Here is an 18905-nt window from a genome sequence, read left to right as displayed (position 1 = left end):
TAGCGCATGCAGATTCAAGATGGGGTTGTGCGAAATAACCGAAAATTCATATTTTTTATTCAAAAGTGACAATGATTTTTTTGAATATAAAGGTAGGATGAAATTAAAACGGAAAAGAGGAATAAATATGTTTTCAGAATTAACTGTACCTAGTCGAACAATCATGACTCCGGGGCCAGTGGAAGCGCACCCGGTAGCTTTGAGAGCGATGTCTGCTTCTATTTTAGGTCAATTTGATCCAGCTTTTTTAGAGATTATGGACGAAGTCAAAGAAATGATCAAGATTCCTTTTGGCACGAAAAATGAGCAAGCCTTTGCGGTTGATGGAACATCCCGTTCTGGTTTAGAGGCTGCTTTGATTGCGTTGATTGAACCAGGGGATAAAGTATTGATTCCAGTGTATGGCCGTTTTGCTTACCTTTTAGGTGAAATTTGTGAACGTGCAAAAGCGGATATTCACTATCTTGAAAAAGAATGGGATTCTCCATTCGAACAAGAAGACGTTATTGAAGAAATCAAAAAGGTTCAACCGAAAATTGTAGCAATGGTGCATGGTGAAACAGCCAATGGTCAAATGCAAGCAATGGAAAAAATCGGTCAGCATTGTCAAGCAAATGATATTTTCTTTGTTGTAGACATGGTAGCAACGTATGGCGGTGTACCGCTAGAAGTGGATGCTTGGGGCGTGGATATTGCCATTGCAGGAACACAAAAATGTGTAAGTGTACCTTCAGGATTATCTTTAATTACGTATAATGATAAAGTAGAAAAAGTACTAACTTCACGCTATCAAAAAGAATTAGGTTTGAGTAAAGATATCAGAAATGATAATCATATTAGTAGTAATTATCTTGATTTGAGCCAATTACAACGTTACTGGAGTGAAGAACGTATTAACCATCATACAGAAGCGACAAGTATGATTTATGGGCTTCATGAAGGGTTAAGAATGCTAATTAAAGAAGGTATTGATAATGTATACGCTCGTCATGCTCAAAATGATGAAGCAATCGTTGCTGGAATAAAAGCAATGGGTTTAGGTTTTTATGGCGATCTAACAACTAAAATGCCAACAGTTACACCAATTATGATTCCAAAAGGAATTGATGGAGAAAAAGTACGATCACTTATGTTGGACGAATTTGGTGTGGAAATTGCTTCTTCTTTTGGTGCGCTGCAAGGCAAAGTTTGGCGTATTGGAAATATGGGTTACAGCAGTAGAAAGTCAAATGTTCTTCATGTATTATCAGCTTTAGAAGGTGCTCTTAATTATTATGGCGCAGATATAGCTAAAGGGGAAGCAGTAAAAGCTGCATTAACAGTGTATAAAAAATAAGAATAAATTAAAAATTGTTTGTGTAAGACAACAACTGATTGTTCGTTTTGCACAAATTTTTTGATAAGTTTGTGAAAAATAATGATGCGTGAAACTTTGCTACCGCTTACAATTAAAGCGAATAATGAAGTTATTTGATTATATAGTAGGACGGATAATGCACAAACCTTTTATCCGTCTCCCTATGAAAAAATAACACTTGGAGGAAAAGACATGGATACAAAAGTTAAGGGTTCAGGAATGGATTATTGGAAAAAAATTGTTATTTTGTTATGTGCTGGTTGGGTGACGATATGGGTATATCGTTCAGCGTTATCACCGGCATATCCGCAAATTAATGCATCACTTGGCGGAAATATCTCAGATACAGCTCTAGGATTCATCTCAACTTGTTACTTCTTCGGTTATGTGGCAATGCAGATTCCTGCCGGATTTTTAGTTGATAAGATCGGTAAGAAAAAAGTATTAATTCCAGGTTTTATTGTTTTTGGACTTGCAGCTTTCTTGATCTCACAAGCAACAAGTATTTCAATGATTTACTTTGGTAGTGTTTTAGCAGGGCTAGGTTGCGGTTCTTTCTATGGTTCAGCATATTCTCTAACTTCACAAAACATTCCGCAAGAAAAAAGAAGTTTTTCTACGGCTATTGTAAATAGTGGATCAGCAGTTGGTTCTGGTTTAGGATTGATTTTATCTAGTTTCTTAGTGGTTCAATTACAGTTTCCTTGGCAGACAATGATGTACATTTCAGTTGCTTTGATTGTTGTGATGTTAGTGGCATTTACTGCAATTATTCGTAATAATAAAGAAGATGCTGAATTCTTAGCACAATCAGAAGCAGAAGAAGTAGCTGAGGCGGTGAAAAGTGAAGCACCTGTTGCAGAAAAAGAACATGTTTCAGTGAAAAAATTATTCGCACCAAAGATGTTATTTGCTTACATTTTGTACTTTGCAACTTGTTATGGCTATTATATGACCGTTACTTGGTTACCAAACTTCTTAGGTACTGAGAGAGGCTTTGAAGGAGCTGCTATTGGATTTTCTGCATCATTAGTTGCTTTTGCTTCAATTCCAGGAGCGTTATTCTTCAGTCGTTTAGCAGATAAATATATGCATAAAAAAGTGCAATTTATTGTAATTCTTGAACTTCTAGCAGCAGCAATGTTACTATTTACAGTACAAGCTACGAATTCAACATTTTTATTGATTAGCTTGATTTTATACGGATTCTTAGGAAAACTTGCAGTAGAGCCAATTATTATTTCATGGCTTGGGGAAAATGCACCTAAAGTAGGGATTGGTACAACGCTTGGCGTATTTAACTTTTTCGGAATGATTTCATCTGTTATTGCTCCAACATTGACTGGTTCGATTTCAGATGCGACTGGTTCAAAGGTAATGGGCTTTTATATCTCAGTTGTTTTACTAGTAGTAGGGACTGTTCTATTTTTACTAGCTAATTTAAATAAGAAGAAAAATGCTTAAACGTTAGAAACAATTCTAATAGCTAGGGATTAAGTTATCCGTCGGGAGTTTAAAAGTGAGGAAACCGGTCATGAAAAAAATTCGCAACATAAATATGACAAATCAAGTGATGCTGGCTACTATATTAGGGGTTGTAGTGGGGCTTATCTTTCAAGAAAAAATCGAATCGCTCAAAGTGATAGGTGACTTATTTTTACGTTTGATTCAGATGTCTGTAGTCGTTTTGATCATGGGTGCCGTGATCGAAGCGGTCGGACGTTTAGAAGCAAAAGAGCTTGGAAAAATTGGTTTGAAAGTATTTATATGGTTTATGGGATCAACTGTTTTAGCAGCAGTGATAGGTGTTTTGTTTGGTTTATTAATACAGCCTGGAAAAGGACTTAAGGTCAGCGGTTTTGAGGCTGGAACAATTAAGGCTAGTAAAGAAAGTTTACAAGAGATTATTGTCGATTTTATTCCTAAAAATATTATTGAAGCAATGGCTCAAGCGAATATGATACAAGTGATCATTTTTTCTTTATTATTTGGTTTAGCATTGAGTCTAATCAAAGATAAAGAGAAAAATTCAATTCTACTGGATGTTGTTTCAGCGTTTAATAATGTCATTTTGAAGATGGTAACATTGATTATGAAACTTGCGCCAATCGGAATTTTTTGCTTAATTGCTCCTGTGATAGGAACAATCGGTACGGGTGTGTTGATCACATTACTGAAATTTTTACTGACACTAGCAATCAGTGCACTATTATTTTTAATCGTTTGGTTACTGATAACAGCTTTGTACTGTAAAGTTAATGTGAAAAAGCTAGCACAAAATATGTGGAGAATGTCGATTGTTGCTTTTACTACAACTTCGTCAGCAATCACTTTACCTATACAAATTGAAGATGGTCGAGATAAATTAGGGATTAGTGATCGTATTTCAAAATTGGTTATGCCTCTTGGAATGACACTGAACAGCAATGGCTTGGCAATGTTTTTATCACTAGCTATTGTAACTTTTGCCCAATTTTATAATATTCAAATGGGGATTAGTGAATTAGTCAAAGCAGTTTTGTTGTCAACGTTAGCTTGTTTAGGTACAGTTGTTGTACCAGGTGGAGGTTTAGTGGCATTGGCGACAGTTATGCCGATGTTGGGCTTACCAACAGAAAGTATTGCACTACTAGCAGGAATTGACTGGTTTTCTGGAATGTTCCGAACGTTATTGAATGTTGATGCGGATACGACTGTGGCTTTAATTATTGCTGCAGATGAAAATGAACTAGATTATGAAGTGTTTAATGCATAGAATAGACAGTTGAGAAAATGAAATACACCCTTGAAAATTAGATGATTAGCTGATTTTCAGGGTGTATTTTGCTCTAATGGTTCTTTTAGTAAAACAATATTCATCATTTGTTTTTTTGTGAGATTGTTCTATATATATGTAAGCGCTTATAAGGAGGCGAACTAATGGAAAATCAAGACTACCAAATTACGGAGAACGAACTTCAACGTTATCGGGAACGCGGTTATAATGAGGATCTTCTTCCAAAACCGTTGTCTAAAAGAATGATGGGAAAGCTAAACTACTTTACATTGTGGATGGGTTCCGTTCACAATATCCCAAACTATACAGCTGTAGGAGGATTCCTCTTTTTAGGGCTTTCTCCAATCAATATTATGCTAGCGTTGATACTAAGTGCCTTATCTGTCGCATTGTTTATGACTTTTAATGGTCGTGCAGGATCAAAGTACGGCATTCCTTTTGCTATGCACCTACGTTCAACCTATGGAGATATTGGGGCGAAATTACCTGGTTTTCTAAGAGGATGTGTGGCTGCAATTGCTTGGTTTGGTCTGCAAAATTACACAGGATCATTGGCACTTTTGATTTTGATTGGTAAGCTTTGGCCTGGATTTTTAGCAATTGGTGGAGAGATGACAATTCTGGGAATCTCTATTCCAGGATTGATTGCATTTACATTATTTTGGGCAGTGAATATGCTGATTGGCCTTGGCGGCGGCAATATCTTGAATAAATTTACAGCTATTTTAAGTCCTATGATTTACATTGTTTTTGGTGGAATGGCTATTTGGGCGATTAGAGCTGCCGGAGGATTAGGGCCTATTTTATCTTATGATGTGGCCGGAGCAACACATAATATTTCACCGATATTTGTCTATTTTATGATTATTAATTCAGTACTTGCTGTTTGGGCAGCACCAGGAGCAAGTGTGTCTGATTTTACTCAAAATGCAAAATCAACTAAAGATCAAATGGTCGGTCAAACAGCTAGCTTTATCGTTGGGTATGGAATTTTTGCTTTTTCGAGTGTAGTGATTTTAATTGGTGGTTCCATTCGTTATGGTATTCAGGAGTGGAATATTTTGAACATCGTTGATCGCTGGGATAATTCATTTGCGATTATTGTTGCGATGCTTGTATTCTTATTGACGACTGTTTCGACAAACGCAACGGGAAATATTATTCCGGCTGCTTATCAGTTATGCGCATTATTTCCTAAAAAAATCGATTATAAAAAAGGTGTGATCATTGCTAGTGTTATTAGCTTTCTTATTATGCCGTGGAAATTGATGGAAAATGCTGCAAGTATTTTTGTTTTCTTGAATACAATTGGTGCAGTATTAGGACCTGTTGCTGGAACGATGATTGCACATTATTATTTCGTGCAAAAACAAACAATCGATTTAAATCAATTGTATATGGATCAACGGGTGGATAATAGCCATAATATATACAAAGGTTTGAATAAACCTGCCTATGTTGCGACTATAGTAGCACTAATTATTTGTCTAAGTGGTAATTTTATTCCAGCGTTAAAAGTGGTTTCTGATATATCTTGGATCGCTGGATTTGTATCAGCTTTTGTTTTATATTTGGGATTAAGAAAGTTTTTTGACAAAGAATGATTAGGTTTATGAGATGAAGTCTTTAACAAAGATGCTAGTTGTTGAAGATTAAAGCAACATATTCATAGCCCTTTATTATTCGGTCGATTTTTAAGAGCCCACATGCTATGTAATTATTTAGCTGCGCGGGCATGATAGCTTGCGCAGCTTTTAAATTTAGGAGGAAAGCAAATGAGTTATGATTTAGTGATTAAAAATGGCTTAGTTATTTTGGAGTCAGGAGAAGTTAAAACGGATGTTGCTGTAAAAAATGGTGTCATCGCGGCAATTGGTCATGATTTAGGCGTTGCGGAAAAAGTAATAGATGCCAAAGGTCTAGTTGTAAGTCCAGGTATGGTAGACGCCCATGTGCATATTACAGATCCAGGTGGCGGCTATCGTGATCAATGGGAAGGCTACATTACTGGAACTGCTTCTTGTGCCAAAGGAGGGGTAACGTCATTTATGGAAATGCCTTTAAATCAAGTGCCAGCAACCGTAGATGGGGAATCTTTGGAAGTGAAATATAATGCAGGAAAAGGCAAACTTAAATCAGATGTTGCGTCATTTGGTGGATTGGTGCCATTCAATCTTACGGGCGGTATTCAGGAGTTGAATGATGGTGGTGTTGCTGCATACAAATGCTTTATGGCAACGTGTGGTGACCGAAGCATTGATGGTGATTTTATGAATGTTGATGATTATTCTTTGTATGAAGGGATGAAACAAGTAGCTAAAACAGGTAAAGTGTTAGCCATTCATGCGGAAAATGCAGCGATTACTGACAAATTAGGAGAAATTGCGTATAAAAATGGAGAAACGACCTTAAAGGCGTATGTTGCAAGTCGCCCAGTCTTTACGGAAGTTGAACCGATTCGAAGAGCGATTTTATTTGCTAAAGAAACAGGATGTCGTATTCATATCTGTCATATCGCTTGTCCTGAAGGAGTTGAAGAAGTTACCAAAGCAAGAGAAGCTGGAGTAGATGTAACGTGTGAAACATGTACCCATTATCTTTACTTTGATACGGATGAATTAGATGCTATTGGTCCAGTTGTCAAATGTTCACCACCAATACGTGACAAAGAAAATCAAAACGGCATGTGGAAAAAAGTATTGTCTGGTGAAATTGATTTTGTCACATCAGACCATTCTCCATGTACACCTGATTTAAAAGAGAAAGACAATGCTTTTGAAGCGTGGGGAGGAATTTCCGGCGTTCAAAACAACGTGGATGTTCTTTTTGATGAAGGGGTTCAAAAAAGAGGGATGTCATTAAAACAATTTGCAGAGATTATTGCCACAAATCCAGCTGATCGTTATGATTTAGAGCAAAAAGGACGTATTAGTATCGGAAAAGATGCTGATTTTGTTTTGATTAAGCCGAATGCACCATACACATTAAAAGCAGAAGATTTAGAATATCGCAATAAAATCAGTCCATATATCGGTCGTAAGATTGGCGCTCAAGTGGTTCAGACAGTTTTAAGAGGACATGTGATTTATAGCCAAGAAGCAGGTGTTTCAACGGACTTTGTTGGTTCATTTATAAAGAAATAAAAAAAGTTAATACAAAGTAAGTTGTGAGAAGCAATTAGACATACAAATATCCATTTTGGTGTCTGATTGCTTTTCCTGTTATTTGGGGAAAAATAAACAACTTGTTTTGCTGTGTCTAAAAATCGTTTGAACAAAGGAGAATATTGATTATGGAGGAAATAAAAAAAAGCAATAGACGAACTCCTTATTGGAAACAAATTATTTATATACTGACGATTGGCTGGATTGTAATTTGGATTTATCGTACTCTTTTAACACCGATTTACCCAATTATTAGTCAGTATTTTGGTGGTGCTAGCGATGCACAGTTAGGAAATATTTCAAGTTTCTACTTTTTAGGGTATGTTTGTATGCAGATCCCTTCAGGATTATTGGTAGATAAATTAGGAAAAAAACAAATTATGATTCCTGGTTTTTTATTATTTGGTCTTGGTGCACTGATTGTTGGCTTAGCGCAAAATATTGGTACAGTTTTTTTAGGAAGTGTTTTAGCTGGGCTTGGTTGTGGCACGTATTATGGCGTTGCGTACTCTCTTACTGCAGAATATGTACCTGTGTCTAAAAGAAGTTTAGCAACGGCTATTGTAAATAGTGGTACAGCTATTGGTAGTGGGTTAGGGTTGATCTCTTCTAGTTATTTAGTTCGAACAGGAGTATTACCTTGGCAAATTTTAGTGTTTGGGAGCTGTCTATTGATTTTATTAGCAGTTTTATTATTTTTACGTTATATACGATTAGAACGCCCGCAAAAAGAGAATGATCTACTTCCAGAAAGGAAGGAAACAAAGCCGATTTCAATCAAATCATTAGTCAAACCTCGAATGATTTCGGCCTATATTTTATATTTTTCAACATTATATACCTATTATTTGATTGATACGTGGCTTCCTAATTTTTTGGAAACAGAAAAGGGATTTTCTGGAACATCTGTCGGTTTAGCCTGTTCACTAGTTTTTTTTACAGCAATTCCTGGCGCACTAATTTTTAGTCGTTTTGCGGATCGGATTCCTACTAAAAAAGTCCAATTAATTATTTTACTTGAATTGATTGCGGCAAGTGTGCTGTTTTTAACTGTAACAACAACTAATCAAACGGTTCTTGTGTTTGGTATTATGGCTTATGGATTTTTTGGTAAATTGGCAGTAGAACCAATTATTATTTCATGGTTGGGTGAATCAGCACCTAAAGGAAATGTGGCTACAATGTACGGCGTGTTTAACTTTTTTGGTATGTCAGCATCAGTGATCGTTCCAACAGTGACAGGAACAATTTCTGATATAACAGGATCAAAACTTTATGCGTTTTATCTAGCAATACTGATTATTATCATGGGGACATTTTTGTTTTATTTGATTAATCGAACAGTCGGCGAGAAACACGAAATAGAAAGAAAAAGTTAAATGATAGAGACATATAGCTATTTGTAAATAAATTCGTTTACAAAAAGTTATATGTCTTTTAACGGATTCGTTTAAATAGAACATTATTTCTTCGTTATCACTCTCAAAGTATATTAGATGAAGTCTGGCTCTATTTTCGTTATACTTAATGTAAGGAACGAGGTGAGTCAAATGAAAAAAACAGAAAAAATGTATATGGTTGCCCAGCGTGCTGAGTTCTCTTTAGAAGAACTAAAGCGGGATATTTTTGATTGGTTGAGTTTTTTACGTATTTTGACAACACCTGAAAGCTATCGAGTTGGGGAAGAAGCGACGCAAGAGTTTGATCTACTTAAGATCACTACCCGTATAGAACAGCTTGTTGAAGAGGAAGATCTATGGCTAAAAGTAAATAGTCACGGAGGAGAGTTCCAACTTCGTATTTCAAAATTGACTGTATTCGAGCGAGCTATTTTAGAAGGCGAGATTTTTTTTACCTATCAAAAAATGATCGAAGACTATTTTGAGACAAGAATGTTAAGAAATGGAATTTATGGCTATCTACGCTCGTTAGATGAATATTTATATAATAATGTGGAGCAAATTGAAAAACGAACCTTTGAAACAAAAGAAGAAATTCAAGAACTACCTCAGCGATATGATAGTAAAAAGAATGTGATTATTGACTGTAACCAGTTAGCCGGTTATGATGTTCATTTAAAAGGTTTATGCTTAACTTCGTGTTGGAAAATGTATTATTCGAACCTATATTTTCAAGTGATTCCTAGGCAGATATTACTTGATGTACAACAAGTTCAAACAGTAGAAGAGCTGGATGGTAAAGTAGTTAAAATCGTATTATTCAAACATCCTTTTAATTGGGATCTTCCAGTTAATAAAATGTATCAGCGCTTGTTTCGAGATCAGATGGGATTTGATCAATTGGCTTGGACAAACGGGACAGGTGTTTTACGTCCACCTTATATTGAATATGCATTTGTTGAAAAAATCATTCAAACCGTTCAATACCAAAACAATTATTTTCAGCCTGTTGAAAAGAAAAATGCTACCTATTTTGTGACGAGAAGTTTTGACTTACTTCAGCAAAAATATGTGGAAAAGCGTACGAAAGGAATTTTAAATGCGCAAGCGTACTTTCCTTGGATCGATGAAAAAAGTCGCAAAATGATGAATTATCGAGTGCTAGATCCAGATATGGCTATCGATGGCGGGCTTTCAGCGTATGAATTTTATATACGGCAGTTTTTAGAAATAGAAGTACTAGATAAAAAATATGATGATTTTGTATCTGTTTTACGTTTTTACTTGCCAAAAGAAGCTATCAAAGAAATTCCGCTGGAGGCTTTGTGGGATAAATTATTCGATATCAATATTAGTAATTTGAAACAAAAAGAACGATTGACAAGGTTTGACTTGAAAAAAGCAAAGAATCATTTGCGTGTTGTCTTTTTGGATTATAGTTATTTAGAATCGCTTAATCAGACAATTGAAATGAATGAATAAAAAAGACATCAAGCGCAGAGAAAACATACTAAGATTAGAGGGTTCACCCTCTAATCTTAGTATGTTTTTACTTTAAATAGCTATTCGTCCGCCTTGGATAACTAATTCAGCGCCTGTAACAAAACTTGATTCGTCACAAGCTAGATAGATAATACTAGTGGCGATATCTTCTGGTTTTCCTAAGTAAGGAAACTTAACCGATTGGTTGAAATGAAGTTCATTATTGGGAAATGTGGTTTCGATTATAGGTGTTTCAATACTACCTGGGCAAACAGCATTTACTCTGATAGCATGTTCAGCAACATCTATGGCACAGTTTGTTGTGATTGATCGAAGGACATCTTTGGCTGCTGTGTATGGATTGTTGTCGAGTAGTCCTGTCAGGCCTTCAATAGAAGAGACATTAATGATCGATCCACCTTTGTTATTTATCATGTGGGGAACGACTTCTTTTAATCCGTAAGTCAAACTATTTACATCGATTCCCTGAATTTTTTTCCAATCGCTAAACGTTAATTCTGATAACAATTTAGGTGTAGAAATTCCAGCATTGTTCACGAGTACATCTATTTTTCCAAATTTCTTTATTGTTTCAGTGACAATTTGTTGCCAACTCCAAAGGGCGCTAACATCATGTGCGAACGCTGCACCGATTCCTCCAGCTTTTTTTATATCTGAGAGGATTGTTTCAATTTTTTTCAAATTTTTACCAGTACATACAACAATAGCTCCTTCTTTTGCAGCCAGTTGGGCAGTCGTTGTCCCTATACTAGAGTCACATTCAGTAATCAACATTACTTTACCAGACAATTTTAGCATAAAAAAACCGCTATAATGAAAGACATTATAGTTATCCTTTCCAGTTAATCAATTTTATTGTTTTCTTTAATTTAACGCCTAAAGAATAAACAATTCCTTACAAATAATTCTAATATAGAATCTTTTTTTAAGCCAATAAAATCAATTTGAAAAAGTTTTGGGGAGGGATGTATGTTTAAAGGGTCTTGGACATAACTCTAAAAGTTATATCTCAGACCCTTGAAACTCGAATAAACAGTGGGAGCAAAAGCAACCCCTTTTGAAATAAACTGAAATCCACAAAAATTTGAAGAACAATTTTTGCGGATCCCTTCTTATTGCTGTAAAACACAGCGAGGTACGAGTTGATGTTGCAAAGTGCCTACTTCTCGAGGCTTAACGCTTCTGTCACAGCTTCTTTTATTAGATTCATTACACTTGTTGTTTCACTGGTTTTTTCACAATACCTAAAATAAGTGCGGAAACGACAGCACCAATTGCGATAAATACTAAGTATAGCAACGGATGACTCAAAAGAAGTGCTACGAAAACGCCGCCGTGAGGAGCCAATAATCGAATACCAAAGCCACCTACCAAGCCACCTGCTAAGGCTGAACCAACAACAAAACTTGGGATTACACGTAATGGATCAGCAGCAGCAAAAGGAATAGCTCCTTCTGTAACAAATGATAAGCCCATTACTAAGTTTGTTAAACCGGCATCTTTTTGATCTTGTGTAAATTTATTTTTGAAAATCAATGTTGCGATAAAAATAGCCAAAGGAGGAACCATTCCGCCAGCCATTACAGAAGCCATGATGATACTTCCGCCTTCAGTAACAGTTGCGGCAATTGAAGCTGTACCAAAAACATATGCGGCTTTATTGATCGGGCCACCAAGGTCGATCGCCATCATTCCACCAAGTAAGATACCTAATAAAGCTGCATTTGTACCATCTAAACCTAATAAGAAATTGTTTAAACCATCATTAATTACTTTCATTGGAATATTAATTAATAGCATCAGTCCACCTGTAATCAATAATCCAAAGACCGGATAAAATAAAATGGTTTTGATTCCATCTAAGGATTTTGGTAGACTTTTAAGCGCTTTTTTTAAGAAAATAATTACGTATCCTGCTAGAAAACCACCGACTAATGCACCTAAGAAACCAGCACCACCTGCATTAGCTAAAGCGCCAGCCGCAAATCCAGCAACAAGTCCAGGACGATCAGCGATACTAGAAGCAATGAATCCAGCCAAAACAGGAAGCATAAAACCAAAGGCCGCAACGCCAATTTGATTGAACCAAGAAGCAGCTTCGTTATATGAACCAAGCAGACTCAATTTGTCTTGAGGAACACCGATAAATTGATCAATCATAAATGAAAGAGCGATGGCAATTCCACCACCGATAACAAAAGGCAACATGTGGGAAACACCGTTCATCAAATCTTTATAGATTCTAGAACCCACACTACCTTCTGCTGAATCATCCTCTTCGCTAATATCTGATTCAGAGCTGTGGAAGATTGGTGCAGAACCATTTGTTGCAAGTGTAATTAATTCTTCTGTTTTACGAATCCCGTCACTAACCGGACGATTAACTAATTCTTTACCGTCAAAACGATTCATTTCAACTTTTTTATCAGCTGCAACGATAACACCATCTGCACGAGCGATATCTTCAGCCGTTAAGCGATTTTTGATCCCTTCAGAACCATTTGTTTCTACTTTGATTTCAATGTCCATCTCTTTGGCTTTTTTCTTTAAGGCATCTTCAGCCATGTAAGTATGCGCAATTCCAGTTGGACATGCAGTGACAGCGACGATAAATTTTCGATCTGTATTAGTTGGTTTTTGTTCTAATTGTTCTTGTTTTTCCTGAGTTTCTTTTACTTTTTCAGCGGTTTCAAAAAGATTCTGAACCTCTTCGGGAGTTGCTGTTTCTTTTAGGTTGGCTACAAAGTCAGGATCAATCAAAAGCCTTGATAAGGCTGCTAAGGCTTGTAAGTGCGTATCGTTAGCGCCTTCAGGAGCTGCAATCATAAAGAATAAATAGGTCGGTTGTCCATCCAATGCTTCATAGTCAACACCTTTGTTACTTTTGGCAAATAAAACAGTTGCTTCTTTCACTGCACTATTTTTCGCGTGAGGCATGGCGATACCATCACCAAGACCAGTTGAGGTCTGAGCTTCTCGCGCTAAAATACCTTCTTTGTAAGTATTGATATCAGAAATTTTTCCGCCATCATACATTTTTTGTACCATTTCATCAATAGCACCTTTTTTATCAGTTGCTTGTAAATCCATGATCATCACGTCTTTGACAAGTAAGTCTTTGATGTTCATTATTATTCCTCCTAAATTTAAAAGTGTAATTCGCTCGTTCTGCTCTGAGAGAAAAATAGGAAAAGATGAATGTGGTGCTTTTTGCCACAGGCAGATTTTATTTTTTTTCTGAGCTATAAGCCCGAAAAGCTACACGATTTTTTCAATTTTGACTTCTGAAAGCAATTCATTGATTAACTCGGCGGATGCTAAATCATCTGAAAAAGCAGTAGCGCTTCCGCAAGCAACGCCCCATTTGAAGGCTTCTATGGGATCATTATTTTTAGTAAATGTACCCACAAATCCAGCAATCATGGAATCTCCAGCACCAACAGAATTTTTTAATGTTCTCTTCAGTACATTTGATTGGTAAACACCATCTTGAGTGAATAGTAAAGCACCGTCGCCAGCCATAGAGATAATCACATGCTGAGCACCTTCTGCTAATAAGCGTTTACCAAAAGGAAAAATATCTTCCAATGTTTGAAAATCTGTATTGAAGAGTTCGGCTAATTCATGATTATTTGGTTTGATCAGTAACGGTCTTTGAGGCAAAGCGTTGAACAAATCTTTACCTGTCGTATCGATCACAAATTCGGCATTTTTATCTTTAATGAGCTGAATTAACTCCTCATAAAATCCTTCACGAAGGGAGGCAGGTGTACTTCCAGATAAAATGACAATATCACCTGTATCAAGAGCGCTTAATGCTTGTTTCAATTCTTGCATTTCTTCGTCTGAGATAGCAGGACCTAAGCCGTTTATTTCTGTTTCTGTTTCGGCTTTCAATTTGATGTTGATGCGTGTATCTTCACGAACCGTGGTAAATTTTGTTTGTATTTGTTCTTGTTTTAGCCAGTCAGAAATGAACGTACCAGTAAATCCGCCTAAAAAGCCTAAAGCTGTTGAGTCTGCATGAATTCTTTTTAAAACGCGTGAAACATTGATGCCTTTTCCGCCAGGTAATTTAAAGTCGCTGGTCATTCGGTTTAAGTCACCCAATTTTAGACCTTCTACGTGGACGATATAATCAATAGAAGGGTTTAACGTCACTGTATAAATCATTGTAATGCCTCCTTAATGGTTGTTTTTTTCTGAAATTGTTCAAGTAATTCTGGTGAACATTGATTCGTTAAAAGTGTGACATTTTCAAGATCTGTTACTTTTGTAAACGTAACTTTATTTAATTTGGTTTGATCAATTAGCACATAGGCTTCTTCTGCTTGGGCAATCGCTAATCGTTTTAATGCTGCTTCTTCAGGATCAGGTGTTGTTAAACCGAATTCAAGATGAGCACCATTCATACCCATAAAAACTTTATTGAAACGGAAGTGGCGAAGTTGATCCATTCCAGTTGAGCCGATAATTGCTTTAGTGGATAATTTAAGTGAGCCGCCAAGAATAATTGTGTTGATATTTAAATCCCCCAATTTGGCTGCATGGTGAACAGAATTTGTAACCACAGTAATTCTCTTTTCTACTAAAAATGGCAACATTTCTAAAGTAGTTGATCCTGCATCCAGATAAATCACATCACCATCGTGAATCAATTTTGCAGCGAATAAAGCAATCGCTTTTTTTTCTTGCGTGTTTTTGATTGATTTTTCTGTCATATCTTGTTCAAAACCTAAATTTAAGATTCGTTTGGCTCCACCATGAACACGTTCTAATAATTCAGCGTCCTCTAACTCTTGTAAATCCCTACGAATAGTAGATTCAGAAGCGTTTAATAATGTTGCTAATTCTTGAGATTTCACAACTGCTTGTTGATCCAATAAACGCAAAATTGCTTGATGCCGTTCTTCTGTAAGCATTTTCACACCTCTTTTCATTGATTATAATAGCATACTCAGGATTTTGATGCAATAATAATCGTTCAAAATCGATCATATTCATTTATAAACAGTCATTTTTGCTTAGAATTCTATTATTTGACAAAGGTCTTTATCCTTTGGCTTAATAAGGTTAGGTAAAATTGGAGGGATTGATATGAACAATCGTACAATATTGCAAGGGTTTGAATGGTATTTACCAGCTGATGGGAAACATTGGCAACGTTTGACAGAATTGGCAGAAAAATTACATACTATAGGAATTAATGGGATATGGCTTCCGCCAGCTTATAAAGGTGCCAATGGTCTGGAAGATGTAGGATATGCCCCTTATGATTTGTACGATTTAGGAGAATTCGATCAAAAGGGAACAATTTCGACGAAATATGGCACTATAGAAGAGTATTTAACTTGTATTAAAGCGTTGAAAAAAGCTGGGATTGAAGTCTATGGAGATATTGTTTTTGATCATTTTATCGGAGCGGATGAAGAAGAAGAGGTTTCTGCTATAAAGTATCGTACAGATGATCGGACTCAAGCAATAAGTGATAAGGAAGTAATTTCTGCATGGACTAAATTTACTTTTCCAGGTCGAAATAAGAAATACAATGATTATGTTTGGTCATGGAAAAATTTTTCTGGTGTTGATTATGATGATCGGCGAAAAGATCATGGTATTTTTAATTTTGATGGAAAAGGCTGGGATCAGGAAGTAGATAAGGAAAATGGGAATTACGATTATTTGATGGGATGCAATTTGGATATGGAATATCCTGAAACCGTGGATCAATTGAATCAATGGGGGCAGTGGTATCAAACTTTGACAGACGTTGATGGGTATCGTTTAGATGCAGTAAAACATATTCAATTTAATTATTTTGTGGACTGGTTATTGAATAGAAGAAAAGAAAAAGGAAAAGATTTATTTGTAGTTGGCGAGTATTGGAATGGCGAGTTGGAAAAACTGACAAACTATATTGATAGTTCAGGGACGCTAATTTCTTTATTTGATGTTCCTTTGCATTACCATTTTTATGAGGCAGCTCACTCAGATGGATACTATGATATGCGGACTATTTTTGAGGGTACTTTGGCAAAACAACGTCCAGAATGGGCAGTGACTTTCGTAGATAATCATGATACTCAAAAAGGGCAAAGTTTGGAATCGTGGGTGGACGGATGGTTCAAGGTTCATGCATATGCGTTGATTTTACTTAGAAAAGCAGGGACTCCAGTTGTTTTTTGGGGAGATCTGTTCGGTATTCCGTCTCAAAATGTAGATGCTGTGGGAAAAGATTTAGAATTATTATTGAAAATTCGTGAGCAACTAGCTTATGGGAATGAAATGGATTATTTTGATGATCCGAATGTGGTTGGCTGGATAAGGACAGGGACATTTGATCGGGAAAAGTCTGGGTATGCAGTAGTTATGACAAATGGTCAATCAGGACAAAAGCAGATGACAATCAGTGCTGTGCATGCAGGGAAAACATTTATTGATATTTTAGGAAATAATCCGACAAAAGTGACTCTAGATGATACAGGGGCAGGAACATTTCCAGTAAATGGCGGGGAAGTTTCCGTATATGTAAATGAAGAAATCATAGAGAATTTAGGTAAAGAATGTTAAAAAATCGTCAGGACCTTGGGGAAACGGATTTGTTGTTGAATAGTTTAAAAATACTTCGTGACTTCTGATGAAAGAATAACTATACTTTAATTATAATAGAAAATAAGTTGAAGAAGATATAAAGTTTTGGTGCGAATCCTAAGTGCACATGAATTTACTGAGGAATCCGCACCAAATTTTAGATGGAAATGGATTTTTTAATGCTGTTTTTCTAATCTTTTTCTCATTTTTTGGAAATATTAATGTGGAAAATAGCAAATATGTAAATAGTTTGTTACTTTTTCACGGTCTCACTCTTTATTGAGTGAGTGGATTGAAATTACTGTTCTGGTACGTAGTAGAATGGTCATTCCTGTCTCACTCTTTATTGAGTGAGTGGATTGAAATTTCGATTGTTTTCCCGTATATTCTATCTAGCGAACGTCTCACTCTTTATTGAGTGAGTGGATTGAAATATGGTATTTATACCGAGCATGAAATAGTGCTTCTTGTCTCACTCTTTATTGAGTGAGTGGATTGAAATTGCTTCTTGCGGTGCGATATTTGATCTAACTCTCGTCTCACTCTTTATTGAGTGAGTGGATTGAAATCAAGCATAGCTTTCGCAGTCGTTTCCACGAAGCAGGTCTCACTCTTTATTGAGTGAGTGGATTGAAATAACCTCCTTTCTATACACCTATTATACTATCGATAGTCTCACTCTTTATTGAGTGAGTGGATTGAAATGTGTTCGACATTGATGATAGCTGATTGTTACTACTTGTCTCACTCTTTATTGAGTGAGTGGATTGAAATTGGCAAAAAAACAATGTCTCTAACTTCTAGAGGGGTCTCACTCTTTATTGAGTGAGTGGATTGAAATACTTCTACCTGGTAGTCGAACCATTGAAACATACTGTCTCACTCTTTATTGAGTGAGTGGATTGAAATCAGCCACTTTTGAGCTGTTTCTTCTGGAACTTTAGTCTCACTCTTTATTGAGTGAGTGGATTGAAATTATATAACGAAGGTAGCGAACCAGCTGAACCACTGTCTCACTCTTTATTGAGTGAGTGGATTGAAATAAGAATGTGTAAATGCTATCAGCATCAGCCATGCCGTCTCACTCTTTATTGAGTGAGTGGATTGAAATCTGTTGCCATATAGCCAAATCCATCAATTCTTGGGTCTCACTCTTTATTGAGTGAGTGGATTGAAATATAATTAGTATTAATTACTCTTAAAGCTAGAGCATGTCTCACTCTTTATTGAGTGAGTGGATTGAAATAGAGTTTGACGAGCTAAAAAGTGAGTTTGCTACGGTCTCACTCTTTATTGAGTGAGTGGATTGAAATATATGCAGCATTATATTGATCAAAGCTCGATTTGTCTCACTCTTTATTGAGTGAGTGGATTGAAATGAATTGGATGCTGTTGCGAATGTTTGGCTTCGTGTCTCACTCTTTATTAAAAACCACAATTATACAAACAGGACTCACCTATACATGAGTCCTGTTTGTATAATTATCTTTAAAATGTACACTAAAAAATTAGTTTTCAGATTTATTAGTTTTCAAGATATTTTTTGCTCGAATTCCGATGGCACCATAATAAATGGCGCAGGCCATAAAAAACAACATTGGCAATACTTGAATGCTCACGAAAGCGGTCTCCATAGCAATCATTCCAAATAATTGAAGACCATGATATTCCCAAAGTGTAGGTGTTAAATACCATGAGGAGATGTTTTTAAAAGAAGGTTGAAAAAGCATAAAATAAAAAATCATCAACGCTCCCCAAATCACTGACTGCATATACAACCGCTTATAACGATCGTTACCTGAATCAAGATCTGAAAATATGTCCTGCGTTGCGTTTTGGTTGTTTTCTGGTAAAAAGAAGTGAAAACCACTTCCTTTGTTACCAGAAATATGACGCCAACCGCTGTCCTCAAATAAAGTTAAGTAATTAATATAGTCTGATTTCTTTTTAAATGTTTGATAATCAATTCGATAGTTCAATGTTTTGGGCGTGATTTTTTCAAAAGTATATACGCACAAAGAACTATACTTTACTAACCCCCAGCCTTTTCTCGCCATTTCTTCTAGATAGCTTTCTTCTTCTCTTATATCAACGAATATTCTTCTCTTTTTCAT

13 protein-coding genes and 1 CRISPR repeat array are annotated in these 18905 nt (G+C 36.1%); of the genes, 8 read left to right on the top strand and 5 right to left on the bottom strand.

The window, feature by feature from the left end:
- The first annotated feature begins 127 nt into the window (after window positions 1-127).
- From A5880_RS03380 to A5880_RS03350, 7 genes are all read left to right on the top strand, one after another.
- Window positions 128-1336, top strand: coding sequence for a pyridoxal-phosphate-dependent aminotransferase family protein (locus A5880_RS03380; RefSeq protein WP_086331802.1), 1209 nt, complete (start codon window positions 128-130; stop codon window positions 1334-1336).
- A gap of 213 nt (window positions 1337-1549) precedes the next feature.
- Window positions 1550-2821: an MFS transporter gene (locus A5880_RS03375; RefSeq protein ID WP_086331801.1), complete on the top strand. Its 1272-nt coding sequence runs from the start codon at window positions 1550-1552 to the stop codon at window positions 2819-2821.
- A gap of 70 nt (window positions 2822-2891) precedes the next feature.
- Window positions 2892-4112, top strand: a complete 1221-nt coding sequence (locus A5880_RS03370) for a dicarboxylate/amino acid:cation symporter (protein WP_086331800.1) — start codon at window positions 2892-2894, stop codon at window positions 4110-4112.
- Between the two features lie 164 nt (window positions 4113-4276).
- Window positions 4277-5737 carry an allantoin permease gene (gene allW / locus A5880_RS03365; protein WP_086331799.1) on the top strand — a complete coding sequence of 487 codons (1461 nt, stop codon included), beginning with the start codon at window positions 4277-4279 and terminating at the stop codon, window positions 5735-5737.
- Window positions 5738-5908: 171 nt separating this feature from the next.
- The gene (gene allB / locus A5880_RS03360) at window positions 5909-7276 is read left to right on the top strand and encodes an allantoinase AllB (protein ID WP_086331798.1); all 1368 of its coding nucleotides are present in this window, start codon (window positions 5909-5911) and stop codon (window positions 7274-7276) included.
- Window positions 7277-7425: 149 nt separating this feature from the next.
- Window positions 7426-8676, top strand: a complete 1251-nt coding sequence (locus tag A5880_RS03355; RefSeq protein ID WP_086331797.1) for an MFS transporter — start codon at window positions 7426-7428, stop codon at window positions 8674-8676.
- Window positions 8677-8847: 171 nt separating this feature from the next.
- On the top strand, window positions 8848-10179 hold the full coding sequence (locus A5880_RS03350) for a hypothetical protein (RefSeq protein ID WP_086331796.1): 1332 nt from the start codon (window positions 8848-8850) through the stop codon (window positions 10177-10179).
- 72 nt (window positions 10180-10251) lie between these two features.
- On the opposite strand, the gene A5880_RS03345 is transcribed toward A5880_RS03350, so the two are convergent.
- The 4 genes from A5880_RS03345 to A5880_RS03330 all read right to left on the bottom strand — a co-directional run bounded on the left by A5880_RS03345 (window position 10252) and on the right by A5880_RS03330 (window position 15122).
- Window positions 10252-10998: an SDR family NAD(P)-dependent oxidoreductase gene (locus tag A5880_RS03345; RefSeq protein ID WP_086331795.1), complete on the bottom strand. Its 747-nt coding sequence runs from the start codon at window positions 10996-10998 to the stop codon at window positions 10252-10254.
- Window positions 10999-11409: 411 nt separating this feature from the next.
- Window positions 11410-13329, bottom strand: coding sequence for a PTS fructose transporter subunit IIABC (locus tag A5880_RS03340; protein WP_086331794.1), 1920 nt, complete (start codon window positions 13327-13329; stop codon window positions 11410-11412).
- A gap of 129 nt (window positions 13330-13458) precedes the next feature.
- Window positions 13459-14373, bottom strand: a complete 915-nt coding sequence (pfkB, locus tag A5880_RS03335; protein ID WP_086331793.1) for a 1-phosphofructokinase — start codon at window positions 14371-14373, stop codon at window positions 13459-13461.
- The gene (locus tag A5880_RS03330) at window positions 14370-15122 is read right to left on the bottom strand and encodes a DeoR/GlpR family DNA-binding transcription regulator (protein WP_086331792.1); all 753 of its coding nucleotides are present in this window, start codon (window positions 15120-15122) and stop codon (window positions 14370-14372) included. Before A5880_RS03330 ends, pfkB begins: the two co-directional genes overlap by 4 nt.
- Before the next feature lie 175 nt (window positions 15123-15297).
- Here A5880_RS03330 and A5880_RS03325 point away from each other — a divergent pair, with 175 nt between their 5' ends.
- Entirely contained in the window at window positions 15298-16770 is a 1473-nt protein-coding gene (locus A5880_RS03325; RefSeq protein WP_086331791.1) for an alpha-amylase, read from the top strand.
- A gap of 287 nt (window positions 16771-17057) precedes the next feature.
- Window positions 17058-18170: direct repeats of the CRISPR family, unit length 33 nt; unit sequence GTCTCACTCTTTATTGAGTGAGTGGATTGAAAT.
- Window positions 18171-18299: 129 nt separating this feature from the next.
- Here A5880_RS03325 and A5880_RS03320 read toward each other — a convergent pair.
- Window positions 18300-18905 (bottom strand): DUF2812 domain-containing protein, encoded by a 606-nt coding sequence (locus tag A5880_RS03320; RefSeq protein ID WP_086331790.1) that lies wholly within the window; start codon window positions 18903-18905, stop codon window positions 18300-18302.

Source organism: Enterococcus sp. 4G2_DIV0659, assembly GCF_002140715.2.
Classification (GTDB): Bacteria; Bacillota; Bacilli; order Lactobacillales; family Enterococcaceae; genus Enterococcus_L; species Enterococcus_L mansonii.
Note: the sequence above shows the minus strand (reverse complement) of the source record. Positions and strands in the feature narration are given on the sequence as shown.

Excerpts from the sequence above, each read along its gene's own strand:
- A5880_RS03380 (WP_086331802.1), top strand. The coding sequence starts at position 128 with ATGTTTTCAGAATTAACTGTACCTAGTCGAACAATCATGACTCCGGGG.
- A5880_RS03375 (WP_086331801.1), top strand. The coding sequence starts at position 1,550 with ATGGATACAAAAGTTAAGGGTTCAGGAATGGATTATTGGAAAAAAATT.
- A5880_RS03370 (WP_086331800.1), top strand. The coding sequence starts at position 2,892 with ATGAAAAAAATTCGCAACATAAATATGACAAATCAAGTGATGCTGGCT.
- allW (WP_086331799.1), top strand. The coding sequence starts at position 4,277 with ATGGAAAATCAAGACTACCAAATTACGGAGAACGAACTTCAACGTTAT.
- allB (WP_086331798.1), top strand. The coding sequence starts at position 5,909 with ATGAGTTATGATTTAGTGATTAAAAATGGCTTAGTTATTTTGGAGTCA.
- A5880_RS03355 (WP_086331797.1), top strand. The coding sequence starts at position 7,426 with ATGGAGGAAATAAAAAAAAGCAATAGACGAACTCCTTATTGGAAACAA.
- A5880_RS03350 (WP_086331796.1), top strand. The coding sequence starts at position 8,848 with ATGAAAAAAACAGAAAAAATGTATATGGTTGCCCAGCGTGCTGAGTTC.
- A5880_RS03345 (WP_086331795.1), bottom strand. The coding sequence starts at position 10,998 with ATGCTAAAATTGTCTGGTAAAGTAATGTTGATTACTGAATGTGACTCT.
- A5880_RS03340 (WP_086331794.1), bottom strand. The coding sequence starts at position 13,329 with ATGAACATCAAAGACTTACTTGTCAAAGACGTGATGATCATGGATTTA.
- pfkB (WP_086331793.1), bottom strand. The coding sequence starts at position 14,373 with ATGATTTATACAGTGACGTTAAACCCTTCTATTGATTATATCGTCCAC.
- A5880_RS03330 (WP_086331792.1), bottom strand. The coding sequence starts at position 15,122 with ATGCTTACAGAAGAACGGCATCAAGCAATTTTGCGTTTATTGGATCAA.
- A5880_RS03325 (WP_086331791.1), top strand. The coding sequence starts at position 15,298 with ATGAACAATCGTACAATATTGCAAGGGTTTGAATGGTATTTACCAGCT.
- A5880_RS03320 (WP_086331790.1), bottom strand. The coding sequence starts at position 18,905 with ATGAAAAAGAGAAGAATATTCGTTGATATAAGAGAAGAAGAAAGCTAT.